The sequence below is a fragment of the Mesorhizobium sp. B2-8-1 genome (assembly GCF_006440955.1).
GTDB lineage: Bacteria > Pseudomonadota > Alphaproteobacteria > Rhizobiales > Rhizobiaceae > Mesorhizobium.
In genome coordinates this window covers 134,087-151,675 of record NZ_VFTX01000011.1, presented here as the reverse complement: position 1 = coordinate 151,675, position 17,589 = coordinate 134,087, and the positions used below count along the sequence as shown (strand labels likewise).

Annotated in this window: 15 protein-coding genes; 4 read left to right on the top strand and 11 right to left on the bottom strand. The window is 62.8% G+C overall.

Annotated features, from left to right (window positions below):
- Positions 1 to 18: 18 nt before the first annotated feature.
- Together FJ428_RS25135 and FJ428_RS30905 are read right to left on the bottom strand one after the other, a co-directional pair.
- Positions 19 to 624 (bottom strand): hypothetical protein, encoded by a 606-nt coding sequence (locus FJ428_RS25135; protein WP_140494984.1) that lies wholly within the window; start codon positions 622 to 624, stop codon positions 19 to 21.
- Between the two features lie 155 nt (positions 625 to 779).
- A complete protein-coding gene (locus FJ428_RS30905) occupies positions 780 to 911 on the bottom strand; it encodes a hypothetical protein (protein ID WP_263483010.1) in 132 nt (43 codons plus the stop codon).
- A 54-nt stretch (positions 912 to 965) separates the two neighbouring features.
- Here FJ428_RS30905 and FJ428_RS25130 point away from each other — a divergent pair, with 54 nt between their 5' ends.
- Positions 966 to 1,550, top strand: a complete 585-nt coding sequence (locus tag FJ428_RS25130; RefSeq protein ID WP_210239750.1) for an HXXEE domain-containing protein — start codon at positions 966 to 968, stop codon at positions 1,548 to 1,550.
- A 102-nt stretch (positions 1,551 to 1,652) separates the two neighbouring features.
- Here FJ428_RS25130 and FJ428_RS25125 read toward each other — a convergent pair whose 3' ends face one another.
- The 7 genes from FJ428_RS25125 to FJ428_RS25095 form a co-directional block, all read right to left on the bottom strand.
- Positions 1,653 to 2,303 carry an OmpA family protein gene (locus FJ428_RS25125; protein ID WP_140493627.1) on the bottom strand — a complete coding sequence of 217 codons (651 nt, stop codon included), beginning with the start codon at positions 2,301 to 2,303 and terminating at the stop codon, positions 1,653 to 1,655.
- A 152-nt stretch (positions 2,304 to 2,455) separates the two neighbouring features.
- Entirely contained in the window at positions 2,456 to 2,824 is a 369-nt protein-coding gene (locus FJ428_RS25120) for a GFA family protein (protein WP_140493629.1), read from the bottom strand.
- Between the two features lie 126 nt (positions 2,825 to 2,950).
- The gene (locus FJ428_RS25115; RefSeq protein WP_140493631.1) at positions 2,951 to 3,322 is read right to left on the bottom strand and encodes a hypothetical protein; all 372 of its coding nucleotides are present in this window, start codon (positions 3,320 to 3,322) and stop codon (positions 2,951 to 2,953) included.
- A gap of 308 nt (positions 3,323 to 3,630) precedes the next feature.
- Positions 3,631 to 4,050: a GFA family protein gene (locus FJ428_RS25110; protein WP_140517633.1), complete on the bottom strand. Its 420-nt coding sequence runs from the start codon at positions 4,048 to 4,050 to the stop codon at positions 3,631 to 3,633.
- A gap of 37 nt (positions 4,051 to 4,087) precedes the next feature.
- Positions 4,088 to 5,219, bottom strand: a protein-coding gene (prfB, locus tag FJ428_RS25105) for a peptide chain release factor 2 (RefSeq protein ID WP_140493636.1) whose coding sequence is annotated in 2 segments (ribosomal slippage) — positions 4,088 to 5,152 and positions 5,154 to 5,219 — 1,131 coding nt in all. Because the reading frame shifts where the segments join, the coding sequence is not laid out codon by codon here.
- Positions 5,220 to 5,343: 124 nt separating this feature from the next.
- Positions 5,344 to 7,800, bottom strand: coding sequence for a penicillin-binding protein 1A (locus tag FJ428_RS25100; protein WP_140493638.1), 2,457 nt, complete (start codon positions 7,798 to 7,800; stop codon positions 5,344 to 5,346).
- A 213-nt stretch (positions 7,801 to 8,013) separates the two neighbouring features.
- Positions 8,014 to 9,264, bottom strand: coding sequence for an N-acetylmuramoyl-L-alanine amidase (locus tag FJ428_RS25095; protein WP_140880425.1), 1,251 nt, complete (start codon positions 9,262 to 9,264; stop codon positions 8,014 to 8,016).
- Between the two features lie 650 nt (positions 9,265 to 9,914).
- Between FJ428_RS25095 and FJ428_RS25090 the strand changes: the two genes are divergently transcribed.
- Positions 9,915 to 12,869 (top strand): ribonuclease E/G, encoded by a 2,955-nt coding sequence (locus tag FJ428_RS25090; protein WP_140880424.1) that lies wholly within the window; start codon positions 9,915 to 9,917, stop codon positions 12,867 to 12,869.
- Between the two features lie 92 nt (positions 12,870 to 12,961).
- On the opposite strand, the gene FJ428_RS25085 is transcribed toward FJ428_RS25090, so the two are convergent.
- Together FJ428_RS25085 and FJ428_RS25080 are read right to left on the bottom strand one after the other, a co-directional pair.
- Positions 12,962 to 13,891, bottom strand: coding sequence for a glutaminase (locus tag FJ428_RS25085; protein WP_140880423.1), 930 nt, complete (start codon positions 13,889 to 13,891; stop codon positions 12,962 to 12,964).
- Positions 13,892 to 13,895: 4 nt separating this feature from the next.
- Positions 13,896 to 15,044 carry an aminotransferase class I/II-fold pyridoxal phosphate-dependent enzyme gene (locus tag FJ428_RS25080; protein ID WP_140558692.1) on the bottom strand — a complete coding sequence of 383 codons (1,149 nt, stop codon included), beginning with the start codon at positions 15,042 to 15,044 and terminating at the stop codon, positions 13,896 to 13,898.
- 146 nt (positions 15,045 to 15,190) lie between these two features.
- Between FJ428_RS25080 and FJ428_RS25075 the strand changes: the two genes are divergently transcribed.
- Together FJ428_RS25075 and FJ428_RS25070 are read left to right on the top strand one after the other, a co-directional pair.
- Entirely contained in the window at positions 15,191 to 16,582 is a 1,392-nt protein-coding gene (locus FJ428_RS25075) for a M48 family metalloprotease (RefSeq protein WP_140522130.1), read from the top strand.
- Between the two features lie 62 nt (positions 16,583 to 16,644).
- Positions 16,645 to 17,448, top strand: coding sequence for a DsbA family protein (locus FJ428_RS25070; protein WP_140522128.1), 804 nt, complete (start codon positions 16,645 to 16,647; stop codon positions 17,446 to 17,448).
- Positions 17,449 to 17,589: the final 141 nt, after the last annotated feature.

Genomic DNA, 17,589 nt, shown 5'->3' with positions numbered 1-17,589 from the left:
TCCTGGCTGGGCTGGCCGTTACATCGGCCCAGGCATCATCTTGGTCGGTTTCTCCAACATCGGAAACTCGGCCTTGTTGCATTTCACGTTCGGGTTCGTCGGACTGAACATGCCGTTCGGATTATCACCCAGCCAGGCGTGAAGATCGTAGTGGACGAACTCCCTCGGGATGAGCGGATAGTGTCCCTCCATCGGACCCATGAAGGTTTGGCCAAACAGCTTCGGTGGCTCTTTGACGTCCGGCGTCAGCGGCACAAGCCATTCCGCCCCGACCAGGCGCAGACCGTTTTTCGTCGGCTCGTAGATCAGCACATTGGGGCGCATCGGGTCGAGTTTTTGGCCGACACTTGGGACGTTGACGAAATGGATGCCCATGGCGCCTTTCGGGTAGTACATCGCTCCGGATATCTTTTCTCCGCTATAGTAGACGCAGCCGACCGTCGACAGATAAAGGTCGCGGACAGCCGCGGTGTAGTCCTCATATTTGGCGAGCGACTTTTTCAAGGCCTCGATGTCAGCTTTGTTGGCATCCTCGGCTCGAGCCGCCGCGACGCCCAACCATGCGCTTACAAGACCTGTTAAAGCGAAGACGCCGCAGCGCCCAAGGCTGGCTGTTCTTGTCATGCATTCCTCCCAGATTTTTTTGATCTGGCCGTGCAAGACCGAGGCTGAAAAAGAAAATGCTTATTGCGCGGCCAAGTGTACCGCCTCATCCCCTCCGGAACAGCGACGATGCTATTCCTTTCCATGGCTGCGGGAAAGCGGTTATTTAGGACTGGCTAATTCTCTGGCACGCCAATCTCAATCTGAGCGCGGCGGTCGCGGCCGGTGAAGCTGTTGCCGTCATCGCCGAGCGACACCACCGTTGGCTTCGGCGACGACACGCCGGCCTTCATGCGCATCGTTGCCAAGGTCTGATATCGTCGTGTGTTGCAAGGACGCGCGGCCTCGCCGAAGGTGGCGTGATGAAGCGTCTGGTGGAAGATTGGGTCTATGGTGGCGTGCTCGCCGGCCTCACCCTGTGCGTGGTGGCGATCGGGCTGGCTGCTCGATTGGAGACAGCCGAGCTCGCCGTCTTCCTGCTGATCCCGATTTACATGCTCCACCAATACGAGGAGCACGCCGAGGACCGGTTCCGGCTTTTCGTCAATAAGATGCTCGGCGGCGGGGCGCCGCTGCTTACCCGCTTCGATGTCTTTGTGATCAACGTACCGGGTGTATGGGGCATCTACTCCCTGGTTTTCACCCTCGCTGTCACGGTCAATGCCGGGATAGGGCTGATCGCCGCCTACACCACCCTGATCAACGCTTTGGTTCACGTCGCGCAGGCCATCAGGATGCGCAGCTACAACCCCGGGCTCATCACCGCAATTGTCTTGTTCGTACCCGCATCCATCTGGTCGATCCTGACGCTTTCCGGTTCGGGAACGGGCTTCCATATCCTTGGACTTGCGGTCGGGCTGCTCATTCATGGACTGATCGTTGCCCATGTCGTCCGGCGGCAGCGCCTGACCCAACGAGCGACGGTCGATAAGCCGACCTCACCGTAAGATCATGGAAGAACCCGGGGGCCGCAGGCCTGGCCGTCGGTCGCATTTTGCAAACAAAAACGGCCCCTTGCGAGGCCGTTTTTGCATTCTGATCGATGCTGCTCAGGTGAGCGGCGAAAGCTGGATCTCGACGCGACGGTTTTGAGCGCGACCCTCGGCGGTGGCATTGGACGCTACCGGACGGGTCTTGCCGAATCCCGTGACGGCGAAGCGGCGCGAATCGACGCCCTGGCCAGCCAGGTAGTTGGCGACCGCCAGCGCGCGGCGCTGCGACAGATCGAAATTATGCTGGTCGCCGCCGGTCGAATCGGTATGGCCGAACACGTCGACCGTGGTCTGCTTGAACTTCTTCAGCACCAGCGCGACCGAATTCAGCACCTGGTAGAAGCCGGGCTTCACCGCATCCTGATCGACGTTGAAGGTGATATCGGACGGCATATTGAGGATGATCTGGTCGCCGGAGCGGGTGACGCTGACGCCTGTGCCCTCCAACTGCCGGCGCAGTTCGGCTTCGTTCTGGTCCATGGTGGCGCCGATGGCGCCGCCGGCCAGCGCCCCGATGCCGGCGCCGATCAGCGCGTTGCGACGATCATTGCCGCCCGCAAGCAGGCCAAGGCTGGCGCCGGCCAAGGCGCCGAGGCCGGCACCGGCCGCCGTGTTGGAAATTTTCTGGTCGCCGGTATACGGATCGGTGGTGGTGCAGGCGCTCACCAGCACAGCCGTCGCCACGACGACGAGCACGGTCTTCTTCATAGGATTGTCCCTCTCCAAGTCACGCCTTGCGATGGCGCCAAATCAGCCCTTCGCGCGACTTGTACCATGAAATGCGGCGAAAAGCGGAACGGGAAAACACCGGCAACGGCTTTTCCCCGGGGCACGATTTTCCCGATTGGGCGTCCAGGAATCTACCAGAGATTCTTGCCGTCGATGGCCACCACTTCGACCTTGTCCAGGTCGAAATCGTCGAACAACCGCGAGTTGACGCTGATCTTGGGATTGTCGAAATCCGGCTCTCCGCTCGACCAGTCCGGTGTTTCGGTGAAGGTCCCGCAGCCGCAGGTGTCGCAAAAACCGTGCTTAACGGTCTTCGATCCCCACTGATAGAAGGAAACATTCTTCTGCGGCGTGAGGAGTTTGAACTGCGCAGGAGTGTAGTAGGCCCAAAGCGAGCCGCGTTTCGAGCAGAACGAACAAGTGCACTGCGTCAGCGTCTGCGGCGCTTGCGAAACCTCGAATATCGTCGCCTTGCAGTGGCAGCTTCCCTTGATGGTCATGGACGTCACCTCTCCCTTGTCCGCCGCCCGCAGGCAACGCAACACAAAGGAGCGGTCCTGGCAACCGTCCGTCAGCAGGCCCCCGCCCATCGCGGTCCGGGCCGGTCGCCGCTGCGCCTTTCGGGCTTAGTAGGAACGCGGCGGCACGAACAGGCAGATCGTCTTACCCGCGTCGAGACCCGCTTGATGCGCGCACCAGTGGAATTCGCCGTCCGGGCTGTCCTTCACACGCTTATCGGTCATGGGGACAACTTCCCCCGTGCCGGCGATCACATAACCCTCGGGTTTTTCCAAAACCTCGCCCGTATGGGCCGTGCGGCAATCGTAGTTAGCGCAGCATGCGAATGGATAGCTCCAACCCAGCGGCTTCGCCGCTGTAGGCTTGGCGTCGTGGGCGAAGGCAGGCGCCATCGGCAACGCAATCGCTGCGATTGCAAGCAGGCAGAGCATGAGTCGGCCCACCGCGGCCCGAGCCGATTTTGATGGGGCAGCAGACATGGAAGCGCTCCTTTCGACGAGCATCAAGCGTTTCGCTTGCCCGTTCCTGAAACGTGTCTTCCCAGCGGCCGGATCGTCAGCAGGCATTTCTGCCGCGCCCGGCCATAGATGCTTTTGTCTCCCCTCGACCATGGATGGTGGGCCGATTTGTGAGTCGGCGCAAGAAACCACTGCATGCCGATGTCGCAGGCTGAATGCCGCGCATCGGCAACAGAAAACAGGCGCCGTCTCTCGATTGGATAGGCAGGCACAACCATGCCCAGCAGACGGGATCGCAGATAACGAGATTCAGCGAGAGAAGTTCCGGCCTATTCGCCAGCAGGTCCTGTGATCACGTGTTCGTCATACTGCGGCAGGCCGTCGCTGATCGTGTACCATGGCGCCTTGGAACCGACGAAGATATGCTCGGTCGGGCGGATGCTCGGGTTGTCGACGAGCGTTCCCATCGCGACATGGACGAAGGCGCCCTGGCGCACGACCGAATAGAGCAGCGAACCGCACCGCTTGCAGTGCGCGTCATGGCCGTTGTCGTCGCCGAAGACCAGCAACATGTCGTGGCCCTTGGTCAGGACAAACTTGGCGCGTTCGATGCCCGCGAAGGGCTTGAAAGCCGAACCTGTCGTGCGCCGGCAGTTCGAGCAATGGCAATTCGCCGCGTACAGGAACTCGTCAGCGACCGCATAGTGCACCGCGCCGCAGAAGCACTTTCCAACAAGCTTGCGAGCCATCATCCAATCCAAATGTGTGGCACTGTAGGCGCCGGCCCTAATCCAGGTCCGCCACCGCTTCCCCAGCACCACCCTCGATGCGTTGCGACAGCGAGGCTTCCATGAAGTCATCGAGGTCGCCATCGAGCACGCTCGACGGGCTGGTGCTTTCGACACCTGTGCGCAGATCCTTCACCAGCTGATAGGGCTGCAGCACGTAGGAGCGGATCTGGTGACCCCATCCAATGTCGCTCTTCGATGCTTCGGTGGCGTTGGCGACGGCTTCGCGCTTCTTCAGCTCTTCCTCGTAAAGCCGCGAGCGCAGCATCTCCCAGGCCTTTGCCCGATTTTTGTGCTGCGAACGTTCGGCCTGGCAGGCGACCGCTATGCCGGTGGCGAGATGGGTAATGCGCACCGCCGAATCGGTGGTGTTGACGTGCTGGCCGCCTGAACCGGACGAACGATAGGTGTCGATGCGCACGTCGGATTCGGAAACGTCGATCTCGATCGTATCGTCGATGACGGGATAGACCCAGACGCTGGCGAAGGATGTGTGCCGGCGCGCGTTGCTGTCATAGGGTGAAATGCGCACCAGGCGATGGACGCCGGATTCCGTCTTCAGCCAACCATAGGCATTGTGGCCCTTGATCAGCAGCGTCGCAGACTTGATGCCTGCCTCTTCGCCGTCATGCACTTCCAGCACCTCGACCTTGAAGCGGCGGCGCTCGGCCCAGCGCGTGTACATGCGCAGCAACATCGAGGCCCAGTCCTGGCTTTCGGTGCCGCCGGCGCCTGCGTGGATTTCGAGATAGGTGTCGTTGGCGTCGGCTTCGCCCGACAGCAGCGTCTCGACCTGGCGGGCCTTCGCCTCGCCTTGCATCGAGCGGATCGCTGCCTCAGCCTCGGCAACGACGCTCTCGTCGCCCTCTTCCTCGCCGAGTTCGATCAGGCCGATATTGTCTTCCAGCGCCTGGGTCAGGCCCCTGACCGCCGCGATGCCTTCCTCGAGGCCCTGGCGCTCGCGCATCAGCTTCTGCGCTTCCAGCGGTTCGTTCCAGAGGCTGGCGTCCTCGGCGCGGACGTTGAGATATTCAAGCCGCTTTATGGCCTGATCCCAGTCAAAGATGCCTCCTCAGCAGGGTAATTGCCTGCCTGATCTCGTCGACAATATTCTGCGTTTCCGCGCGCATGGCCTGATGTTTTATCCTGTTGCTGAAAGTGACGCCTGGTCGGCGCGATACATAGGGACGGCGCCGCCGCCTGTAAAGCAAATTGGACCGGCCCAGGGCCGGCCCAATCCTGCATGCATACCCGTCAGTAGAGGCCGCCGCCGCCCGACTGGATGGCCTGGTTGGCCTGAGGCGACAGCGCGCCGCCGGAGGCATTGGACCCGTCAGCGCCCATGCCGATCACCCAATAGCTGTCGGCTGGCCCGGTGCCCGGCTTGAAGGCCTCGATGATGGTGCCGGGATCGCCCGAATTGGCCCGCATGCCGGTCTTGCGGTTGATGGCGACCAGATTCATGCCTTCGGGAACCTTGAAGTCGACATTGGGCGTGCCATCCAGCGCCACGCGCATGAAATCCTTGAAGATAGGAGCGGCGAGGCCGCCGCCGGTGGCGCCATGGCCAAGGCCGCGCGGCGTGTCGTAGCCCATATAGAGGCCGACGACGAGGTTTGGCGTGTAACCGATGAACCAGGCGTCCTTTTCGTCGTTGGTGGTGCCGGTCTTGCCGGCGATGTGGCGTCCGAGCTCGGCGATGGTGGCGCCGGTGCCGCGCTGGACGACGCCTTCCATCATCGAGGTGATCTGGTAGGCGGTCATCGGATCGAGAACCTGTTCGGAATTATCGACAAGCTCAGGTTCGGGCTGGTTCTGCCATTCGGCCGCGTTGCAGCCTTCGCAGCCGCGTTCGTCCTGCTTGAAGACGGTCTTGCCGTAGCGGTCCTGGATACGGTCGATCAATGTCGGCTTGATCGACTTGCCGCCATTGGCCATGATCGAATAGGCCGAAACCATGCGCATCACCGTCGTCTCGCCGGAGCCCAGCGCCATCGGCAAATACGGCGCCAGATGGTCATAGACGCCGAAACGCTCGGCATATTCGACGACCAGCTTCATGCCCATGTCGTTGGCGAGGCGCACAGTCATCAGGTTGCGCGACTTTTCGATGCCGGAGCGCAGGGTTGCCGGACCAGCGACCGTGCCGTCGTAGTTCTTCGGCGTCCAGGTCGTGTTGCCGCTCTGGATGGTAATCGGCCCGTCCATGATCACCGACGCCGGCGTATAGCCATTGTCGAGCGCCGCGGAATAGACGATCGGCTTGAACGAAGAGCCGGGCTGGCGCATGGCCTGGGTGGCGCGGTTGAACTCCGACTGCGCGTAGGAGAAGCCGCCGACCATGGCCAGCACGCGGCCGGTGTGTGGATCCATGGCGATCAGGCCGCCTTCCACTTCGGGGACCTGGCGCAGGCTGTAGGCGTCGTCGGAGCCTTCGTTCTTCTGGACGAAGACGACGTCGCCCGGCTTCAGCACATCGGCCGGCGACTTGGCCCTGACCGTCTTGCCGCCGACCACATGGCGCATGGCAAAGCCCATGTCTTCCTTGCTGACGGTGCCTTCGACGCGCTCCTTGACGATGTCGCCCGACGCCTGGCGTGCCGGCTGCAAGCCAATCGACAGGCCGGATGCCGAACTGTCGAGCACGACCGCGAGCTTCCATTCGGGAACGTCTTCCAGCCCCTTCACATTGCCCAGCGGCACACCCCAGTCGCCGGACACGTCGATCGTCTTTAGCGGCCCGCGGTAGCCGCGCAGCGTGTCGTATTTGATCAAGCCGTTCTGCATCGCCTTGCGGGCGATGAGCTGGATCTTCGGGTCGAGTGTGGTGCGGACGGACAGGCCGCCTTCATAGAGCGCGTTCTCGCCGTAGCGGGCGATGATCTGGCGGCGCACCTCCTCGGTAAAGTATTCGCCGGCGAACAGATAGGTGCCGTTGCGGCGCGGCGTGACGCCGAGAGGCTCCGCTTTGGCCTTGTCGCCTTCCTCGCGCGTAACGTAGCCGTTCTCGACCATCTGGTCGATGACCCAGTTACGGCGCTCAAGCGCGCGGTCGGCATGCTTGAAGGGGTGATAATTGTTCGGCCCCTTGGGCAGCGAGGCCAGATAGGCGGCCTCGGCCACGGTCAGCTCGTTCACCGACTTGTCGAAATAAGTGAGCGCGGCACCCGCCACGCCATAGGCGCCGAAACCGAAGAAGATTTCGTTGAGGTAGAGTTCGAGAATGCGGTCCTTGGAATAGGCCTGCTCGATGCGGAAGGCGAGGATCATTTCCTTGATCTTGCGCTCGTAGGTCTGGTCCGAGGTCAGCAGAAAATTCTTCGCCACCTGCTGGGTGATCGTCGAGGCGCCAACCTGACGCCTGCCCGAGCCGAAATTCTGCAGGTTGACGATGATAGCGCGGCCCAGGCCGGTCACGTCAATGCCGGGGTGGTTGTAGAAATTCTTGTCCTCGGCCGACAGGAAGGCCGCCTTGACGCGGTCGGGGATGGCCTGGATCGGCAAATACAGGCGCCGTTCGCGCGCGTACTCGGCCATCAGCGCGCCGTCCGAGGCATGGATTCGGGTGGTCACCGGCGGCTCGTACTTGGCCAGCACCTCATAGTCGGGCAGATCCTTGGACAAATGCCCGATATAGATGGCAACCCCCGCCGCGACCAGCAGGGCCAGCGTCGTGCCGATACCGAAGAAATAGCCAATGAGACGAATCATGCCCGCTCCAGTCCTTGGTTCGGGAATTTCCTAAACGAAGCCGCCTTCCGCGCAAGCATTCGAGCCGGTCCCAACCCGTAATCGAAAACCCATGTCGCTACCATGTGGGCAAAATACGGCAAGGCCGGATTTCGCGGCCGTGAGTCGGAAATAAAAGCGTCGGGTGTTGTCGCCGCGCAACGCTGCCTGTGGTTGCAGGCGTCGTCAGGCATTTCAGCCCCCGGTTCCCGTTCCGGCACGCGCGGAAGCGAACAGCGCGACGGCGTTGGTGATGCTTTGCGCCGCCTTGCCGCGCCAGTCGGCGTTGAGCAGTTGCGCCTCGTCCTTGGCATTCGAGAGATAGCCGAGTTCGACCAGCACGGAGGGGACGTCAGGCGCTTTCAGCACCTTGAATCCCGCGGAACGCTGCGGATTGTTGATGAGGCCGACGCTGGTCGACAACTGGCCGACCAGCGTGTGGGCGAAACTCATCGAGAAGGTATGGGTCTCGCGGCGGATCAGGTCGATCAGGATATCGGTGACTTCCTTGTTGTCGTCCTGGATCACCATGCCGGCGAACTGGTCCGAGAGATTTTCGCGATCGGCAAGCGCCTGCGCTTCCGGATCCGAAGCCTTGTCGGAAACGGTATAGACGGTCGCGCCACGGATGCCCTTGAGGCTGATAGTGTCGGCATGAATGGAGATGAGCAGGTCGGCCTCATGCTGGCGAGCGATGCGCACGCGGTCGTCCAGCCGCAAATATTCGTCGGTGTCGCGCGTCATGAAGACATCGTATCTGCCGACGGCGGCGAGCTTGTCGCGCAGTTCCGTGGCGAAAGCCAGCGTGACGTTCTTTTCGACGGTGCCGTTCAGGCCCTCGGCACCGCCATCGACGCCGCCATGGCCCGGATCGATGACGACGGTGAAGCGATGGCCCGGATTGGAGACCGGCCCGGTGCCGACCCGCCCGCCCTTGTCGGTCGAAACCGTGGAACCGGTGGTCAGCGCCTGATTGGCAAGGGCAGTGTCGAACTCGCGTTCGGAGGCCGCCGACATGTCGATGGCGATGCGGTAGCCCGCGCCGTCCTCGTTCTTGAGAACATCGAGCTTGTCGACCGCGAACGGCCCCTTGCCGGTGAGAACCAGCCGCGACACGCCTGCCTCCAACTCACCCAGGCGCACGCCCTTGACCAGCCCGCGAGGCTTCAAATCCTTGGCATCGATGGCTAACTTCGTATTCGCCAGATCGATGACCAGACGATTGGGCCCGCGCAAAAGGAACCATTTGACGTCGGGCTCACGGTCGAAATCCATGACGATGCGCATCTTGGTGGCATCGCCCGCCATCTTGTAACCGGTTGCCGTGAGCGGGGCATCGGCGGCGTTGGCGACCAACGAGATGGTCATCGACAGCAGGAGGCAGAAGATCGCGAGCAAACGGCCGCCGGCACGACTGCCCTTGTCTATGAAGCCTGCCAGTCCCATCTCTTTGCAGTCGCTCCCGGTTTGGCGCCAAGGCGCCCGGTCATGTAGTCGAAGTGCCGGTTAGGCCGCGAACTCGATTAACGATTGGTATCCAGAGAAGGTTAACCAAGCCTTTTCACGCGAGGCCCGGACCCGTGCTTACGTGGCGGAACCGCTTTTGCCGGCGTCGGAAATCGGGGTTGCCTTCCAACCCGCCAAATCATAAAAGCGATAGTGGATCACTGCAATCCTGGAACCGCCCTCCTCCGCAGCTTCCCGCTACAGGTGAGACGAAAGGCGGCTCCTTTCGCTCCATGCGAGAAGGGTTCAGGTGATCGCGACGAATTTCGCAGGTGTGCGCCCGTGGCGGGGGAATCGCCTGCGTGAGGAAAACGGCCGGGTTTGTCCCGCGCCGGCTCTGTATGAGCAAACAAGCTGGTCCGGTTTCCGGGCTTTGGTTCAAAAGGTTCTGCTGGTGACGATGGCTTCAAGCGCAATCATGGAAAGGTCCGCATCAAACCGCGCCAATATGGCTGCGGGCGGCACCGCCATGGCGCGCAGGCACCGTCCGGCGGACATTCAGACATCCGGCACCCACATTCATCCAGACACACAGCAGCGGCCCTTGCGCCGCAAGCTGCGGCTGACGGCTGCCGGGGGGAAACGAAATAATGCCCAACAAAATGCTGATAGACGCCTCCCACCCGGAGGAAACACGCGTTGTCGTCGTACGCGGTAATCGTATCGAAGAATTCGACTTTGAATCACAGGACAAGAAGCAGCTCAAAGGAAACATCTATCTCGCCCGCGTAACGCGCGTCGAACCCTCCCTTCAGGCAGCCTTTGTCGAATATGGCGGCAACCGTCACGGTTTCCTCGCCTTCAGTGAAATACACCCCGACTACTACCAGATCCCCGTCGCCGACCGTCAGGCGCTGCTGCGCGCCGAAGCGCAGGAAGCCGAGGACGAGGACGATGAGGACGGCGAAGGCGACGACCGCCAGAGCCGTGATCGCGGCCGGCGCGGACGCCGGCGCGGCGGCAAGGGCCGCGACCGCGCAGAACACAAGCGCGACGCGGGCGGGACCGATGCCGACGAGGCAACCGAAACGGCCGGCGAGGCAGGCGACGCCGACAATGGCAATGACGCCGTCTCGGAGAACATTTCCCACGGTTCGGAAACCATCGAACATGCGGCCGATATCCCGGAACAGGCCGCGGATGCATCCAATCATGGCGAAGCCTCTCCCGAGCAGAGCGACGAATCGTCCGGACAGGACGAAGGCGAGACCCGCGAGGGCGGCCCGACGTCGATCGCCGCCTCCGTCGACGCCGATGTGATTTCCGAACCCGTCCCGCTGACGGAACAGGGCAGTGAATCCAGGGACGATGATCGCGGCATGCTGGAAGAGGTTCAGTCTTCGCATCCGGACGATCACGAGGTCGAATCGGTCGGCGCCGAGGATGCCCTGGAGGAAGCGCGCAACCGCCGCAAGCCGATGCGCCGCCAGTACAAGATCCAGGAAGTGATCAAGCGCCGCCAGATCCTGCTGGTGCAGGTCGTCAAGGAAGAGCGCGGCAACAAGGGCGCAGCGCTCACCACCTATCTGTCGCTTGCCGGCCGCTATTCCGTGCTGATGCCGAACACGGCGCGCGGCGGCGGAATTTCGCGCAAGATCACCAGTGCTGTGGACCGCAAGCGCCTCAAGGAAGTGGTCGCCGATCTCGAAGTGCCGCAAGGCATGGGCGTCATCCTGCGCACCGCCGGCGAGAGCCGCACCAAGGCCGAGATCAAGCGCGATTATGAATATCTGATGCGGCTTTGGGAGAACGTGCGCAATCTCACGCTCCAGTCCACGGCCCCTGCCCTCGTCTACGAGGAAGGCAGCCTGATCAAGCGTTCGGTGCGCGACCTCTATAACAAGGACATCGACGAGATCCTCGTCTCCGGCGAAGAGGGCTACCGCGAGGCCAAGGACTTCATGCGCATGCTGATGCCGAGCCACGCGAAGGTGGTTCAGCCGTTCCGCGATACGACGCCGATCTTCGTGCGCAACGGCATCGAGGCGCAGCTTGACCGCATGCTGCAGCCGCAAGTGACGCTCAAGAGCGGCGGCTACATCATCATCAACCAGACCGAGGCGCTGGTCGCCATCGACGTCAATTCGGGCCGCTCGACCAAGGAGCACTCGATCGAGGACACCGCGCTCCACACCAATCTGGAAGCGGCGGAGGAAGTCGCCCGCCAGCTCAGGCTGCGCGACCTTGCCGGCCTGATCGTCATCGACTTCATCGACATGGAGGAGAACCGCAACAACCGTGCCGTCGAGAAGCGGTTGAAGGATCATCTCAAGAACGACCGCGCGCGCATCCAGGTCGGCCGCATCTCGCATTTCGGCCTGATGGAGATGTCGCGCCAGCGCATCCGCGCCAGCGTGTTGGAATCGACCATGAAGCCTTGCCCGCATTGCGGCGGCACCGGCCATGTGCGCTCCGATTCGTCTGTCGCGCTGATGGTGGTCAGGGCGATCGAGGAGTTCCTGCTCAAGGATTCGCGCAGCCACATCACGGTTCGCACGCCCGCGGCGACCGCGCTCTATGTGCTCAACCACAAGCGCGGCACGCTGGTGGAACTGGAAAGCCGCTTCGGCCTGACCATCACGCTCGAGGCCGACGACACGGTCGGTTCGCAGCATTATGCGATCTTCCGCGGCGCGCTGGCCGAAAAGCCTGAAGGCTTCGTCGAGGCACGCACCCTGCCGGCCTATGTCGAACCGGAAGAGCCCGAGGATGAGACCATCGTCGAGGAGGAAGACGAAGCACCGGCCCAGGCCGAACAGCCGCGTCAGCCGCAGCAAGGTCAGCACCAGCAGAGGCCCGGCGAAGAGGGCGAAGGCCGCGACCGCAAGCGCCGCAAGCGCCGCAGACGCCGCGGCGGCAAGGATCGCGATCGCGAGCATGGCCACATCGACGGCGCTTCCGTGTCCGCGCAGACCGACGATTTGTCCACGTCGGAAAGCCCGGTGAGCCGTGACGAGGCGGAAGCCGGCGACGAGGCTCCGGTCCCCGCGGTCGGAACTGCCGAAACGGCGGAAGCATCCGACGAAGGCCAGGGCAAGAAGCGTCGCCGCGGCAAGCGTGGCGGCAAGCGCAACCGGCGCGAGGACGGCGAAGGCGAGGCCGAGGCGAGCGCCGATGAAGCGACCGAACCTTCCGGGGTCGATGCTTCCGAAAGCGAGCCTGCGATCGAGCCGGTAACCGTCGTGGCTGCGGAAGAGCCGGTGGCTCCAGTGAGCGACGAGGCGACGACCGCCGAGAAGCCCAAGAAGCCGCGGCGCGCAGCCAAGCCGAAGAAGGCAGCCGCCGAGGCTGTCGCCGAGGAGCCGATCGCTGAACTGGCCGTTCCGGCACCCGCCGAGACGCCAGCCACGGCATCGGACGAGGCAGCGGCAGCGGTAGCGACCGCCGAGGAAACACCGAAGGCCCGTCCGTCGCGACGCAAGCCGGCGGCCATCGATGCGCCGGTCGTGCCGGTGGTTTCCTCGACCGTCGCCGAAGAGCCGGAAACCAAGACCGAAGAGAAGCCGAAGCGCGCCGGCTGGTGGCAGCGGAAAGGCTTCTTCTGAGATTTCAGCCCGTTGAACTGACTTCCTGAACAAAAAATCCCGCGCCGGTCGAAAGACGGCGCGGGATTTTTCATATCTGGTTTGCCGGAACGTTACGGCGCGAAGATCGACCAGTTCATCATCCTGGCGAGCTTTTCCAGGGCGATCGAGCCCAGCCTGGAATTGCCGTTGGCGTTGAGGCCGGGCGACCAGACGGCGAGCGAGGCGACGCCGGGCACGATGCCCAATATGCCGCCGCCGACGCCGCTCTTGCCCGGAATGCCGACGCGGAAGGCAAAATCGCCGGAGCCGTCATAGTGGCCGCAGGTCAGCATCATGGCGCCGATGCGGCGTGCCCGCTCGACCGACACCACGGAATGTCCGGTCGCCGGATTTTTGCCGCCATTGGCGAGGAACCGGCCGGCCATCGCCAGCTGCCGGCAGCTCATGGCGATGGCGCAATGATGGAAATAGACGCCGAGCGCCAGCTCCGGCGCATGATGAAGATTCCCGAAGGATTTCATGTAGTTGGCGAGCGCGAAGTTGCGATAGCCGGTGGCGCGCTCCGACGCCGCCACCTCGCGGTCGATGATGATGGTCTCGTCGTCAGCGAGGAACTGGATGAAGCGCAGGATCTCGCCGATCGCCTCGCGCGGCTGGTGGCCGGCAAGCAGGATGTCGGAAATGACAATGGCGCCGGCATTGATGAAGGGATTGCGCGGAATGCCGTTCTCATGCTCAAGTTGCACGATCGAGTTGAACGGATTGCCCGAAGGCTCGCGCCCTACCCGCTTCCACAGCGCGTCGCCGACATTGCCCAGCGCCAGCGTCAAGGTGAACACTTTCGAGATGCTCTGGATCGAAAAGGGCTGGTCGGCGTCGCCCGCCATCAGCACACGGCCGTCATTGGTGACGGCTGCGATGCCGAATTTCTTCGGATCAACCTTGCCGAGCTGCGGGATATAGGTGGCGACCTCGCCGCGATCGGTGCGTTCGGCCATTTCGACCGCGACTTCGGCCAGGGCCTGCTCGAGTTCCGGCATGGATCTACCTCAGCCAGCGTTCGATGCGCGCCAATGCCTCGACCATGTCGTCATGGCTGCCGGCATAGGAGAACCGCATGGTGCGGTGCCCGGCCTGGGTGTCGAAATCACGGCCGGGCGTGGCCGCGACATGCGCCTCGGCCAGCATCTTGCGGGCGAAAGCCATGCTGTCATTGCTGTGCCGGGTGACGTCGCAAAAGGCATAGAAGGCGCCATCCATCGGTGCGGCCAGCGGAAAGCCGAGCTCCGGCAGACGCTTCATCAGGAGCTCGCGGTTCCAGGCATAGCGACCCTTGACCGCTTCCAGCTCCTCGGTAGCGGCAAAGGCCTCGATTGCGGCGACCTGCGACAGTTCCGGCGGCGAGATGTAGAGGCTCTGCGCAATGCGCTCGATGGGCCGCACCAGCGCTTCCGGCAGCACCATCCAGCCGATGCGCCAGCCGGTCATGCAATAGTATTTCGAGAAGGAGTTGATCGCCGTGACACCGGTGCCAAAGGCGAGTGCCGTGGTGTCGGGCGCCGCATAGGCCAGCCGGTGGTAGATCTCGTCGGAGATGACGGCAATGCCGAGCGCCTCCGCCGTCCGGACCAGGTCCGCGAGATCATCGGCCGGAATGACCGCGCCGGTCGGGTTGGCGGGACTTGCGAACAGCACGCCCTTCAGCGGTTTTTCGCGATGCGCGGTCTCCAGGTGAGCGGCATGAAGATAGGCCGCGTCGCCGAGCTCTATCTCGATCACTTCGATGCCGAGCGCCGCCATGATGTTGCGATAGGCGGGGTAGCCCGGCGCTGCGATGGCGACCCGGTCACCAGGATCGAACATTGCCAGGAAGGCGAGATTGAAGGCGGCCGAGGATCCCGTGGTGACCGCGATCCGGTCGGGCGCGACATCAAGCCCATAGTGATCCCCATAGTGTTCCGCGATCGCCTTGCGCAATCCAGCCAGGCCCAGCGCATCGGTATAGCCAATGCGCCCGTCCTGCAAAGCCCTGGCCGCCGCGGCACGAACGCGGGCCGGAGCCGGATCGGACGGCTGGCCGACGGCCATGGAAATGACCGGCGCGCCCGTCGCTCTCAGCCGGTTCGCCTCGGCCAGCACATCCATGGCGTGGAAGGGTTCGACATTGCCACGGCGTGAGAGCGAAACGACCATTTTGACCTCGATCCGACGATTGAGCGCGCCACATCCTGGCGCATGCGCCGCACAAATGCCCGATTGGTGTGAGGATCACAAGTTGAGGAAGTTTTTCCGGTGCCGACTTTTCATCTTTCGCCCGCTCGTCTACCAGTGGACACGTCATGTTGAGCCGACCCAAATCGATGGTTGCCCGGGCAGCGCGCGTCGTTGCGACGCTTTCGCTTGGCGTCGCCGTCGCGGTGTCTGGTTCCATCAGCGCCTTCGCCCAGAACGTGCCGGTGGTGCGCGATGCCGAGATCGAGGCGCTGGTGCGCGACTACGCCCGCCCGATCTTCAAGGCCGCCGGTCTGGCGAATGACGGCATCGACATCGTCCTGGTCAACGACCAGAGCTTCAATGCCTTCGTCACCGGACGCCGGCTGTTCATCAACACGGGCGCCTTGATGGAAGCCGAAACGCCCAACGAGATCATCGGCGTCATCGCCCACGAGGCCGGCCACATCGCCGGCGGCCACCAGCAGAAACTGCGTGACCAGCTCGAGCGCGCCAAGACGATGGCCATCATCGCAACCTTGCTGGGCGCTGGCGCCATGGTCGCCGGGGCGACCACCAACAGCCGCGGACTTGCCGGCGCCGGCGTGGGCGTGGCGGCTGGCGGCGGCGAGATGGCGCAGCGCAGCATTCTCGCCTATCAGCGCACCGAGGAGATGACGGCCGACCGCTCGGCGATCACCTATCTCAACGCCACCGGCCAGTCCGGCATGGGCATGCTGAAGACGTTTCAGCGTTTCCAGACGGCCTTGTCGCTGTCGGGCGCGCAGGTCGATCCCTACCGGATCAGCCATCCAATGCCGCGCGATCGAATCTCCAACCTCGAAGTGCTGGTCAAGCAGAGCCCCTATCTCGACAAGGTCGATGCGCCGGCACTGCAATTGCGCCACGACATGATGCGGGTGAAGATCGCTGTCTACATGGAAGGCCAGGCCGCCGCGTCGCGGCTGATGCGAAAGATGCAGGGCAGCCTTGCCGCGCAGTATGGCGAGGCCCAATCGGCCTATCTTTTCGGCAACATCGCCACCGCACTCGCCAAGACCAACGCCTTGATCAAGGCCCAGCCCGGCAACGCCTATTTCCAGGAATTGCGCGGCGATATATTGATGAAGGCGAACAAGCCCAAGGAAGCTGCCGATGCCTACGCCAAGGCGGTCAGCCTCGACAAGGCGCGATCCGGATTGCTGCCGGTTTCGCTCGGCCAGGCGTTGATGGCGACGGGCACCCCAGACGCTCTGAAAAAGGCCGTGGTGCAGATCAACAACGGCTTGCGACGCGACAAGGAAAATTCCGTGGGATACCGCTATCTGGCGCAGGCCTATGGCGAACTGGGAGACATACCAGGCGCCGAGCTTGCCACGGCCGAGGGTCATTTCTATTCCGGTAACTACAAGGATGCGAAGATCTTCGCCATGCGAGCGCAGCAGCAACTCAAACGCGGCGAGCCGCGATGGATTCGCGCCCAGGACATCATAAACTACAAGCCGTCGGGCAAGGTATAATGAACCTTCCGGCCGTGCGCTGCGACGCAGCCAGGCCAGAAAACAGGCAAAGGAACGGAACGATGAAAAAGGCACTGCTGCTGGGCACCACGGGAGTTGCGATAGCCCTTGCCATGCTGGCGTTCGGTTTCGTGGCCGGCAGCCCGCAAATCGCGGAAGCCGGTGCGGCGCAACCGCTTCAGACGGCAGCGGACGATACCAAGATCGACCGCACCGAGGTCGAAGGTATCATCCGCGATTATCTCCTGAAGAATCCGGAAGTGCTGCTGGAAGTCCAGGATGCGCTCGAGGCCAAGCAGAAGGAAGAGCAGCGCATTGCCCATCTCGGCGTCATCAAGGGCGCCAAGGAGCAGATCTTCAACTCCTCCTTCGACGGCGTGGTCGGGAACCCGAACGGCAAGGTCACGATCGTCGAGTTCTACGACTACAATTGCGGCTTCTGCAAACGCGCCATCGAAGACATGCAGGCGCTGACCAAGGCCGATCCGGACCTGCGTTTCGTGCTCAAGGAGTTCCCGATCCTCGGCCCGGATTCGCAGAAGGCCAGCGTCGTTTCGATGGCCTTCCACCTGATGATGCCGCAGAAGTACGGCGAGTTCCACAATGCGCTGCTCGGCGGCCAGGGTCGCGCCACCGAGGCGGCGGCGATCAAGGTCGCGCTTTCGCTCGGCGCCGATGAAGCGACGCTGCGTGAAAAGATGAAGGACCCGTCCATCACCGAAGCCTTCTCCAAGACCTACGATCTCGCCAACAAGCTGGCGATCACCGGAACGCCGTCCTATGTCGTCGGCAACGAGGTCGTGTTCGGGGCGCTCGGACAGGAAGTCCTGGCGGAGAAGATCGAGGCGGCGAAAGCCGCGCTTTGATCGGCCGCGGGTTTTCTTCACGGGCGCATTTCCGCCTGTTGTGGACAGTGAAAGAACGCACTTGCGCTCTTTCCGCGGGCGTCTATGCCCATTATAGAGGGCCCAGCGCCGGTTTGACGCCGGTGCCGGAAAAGGTCGACA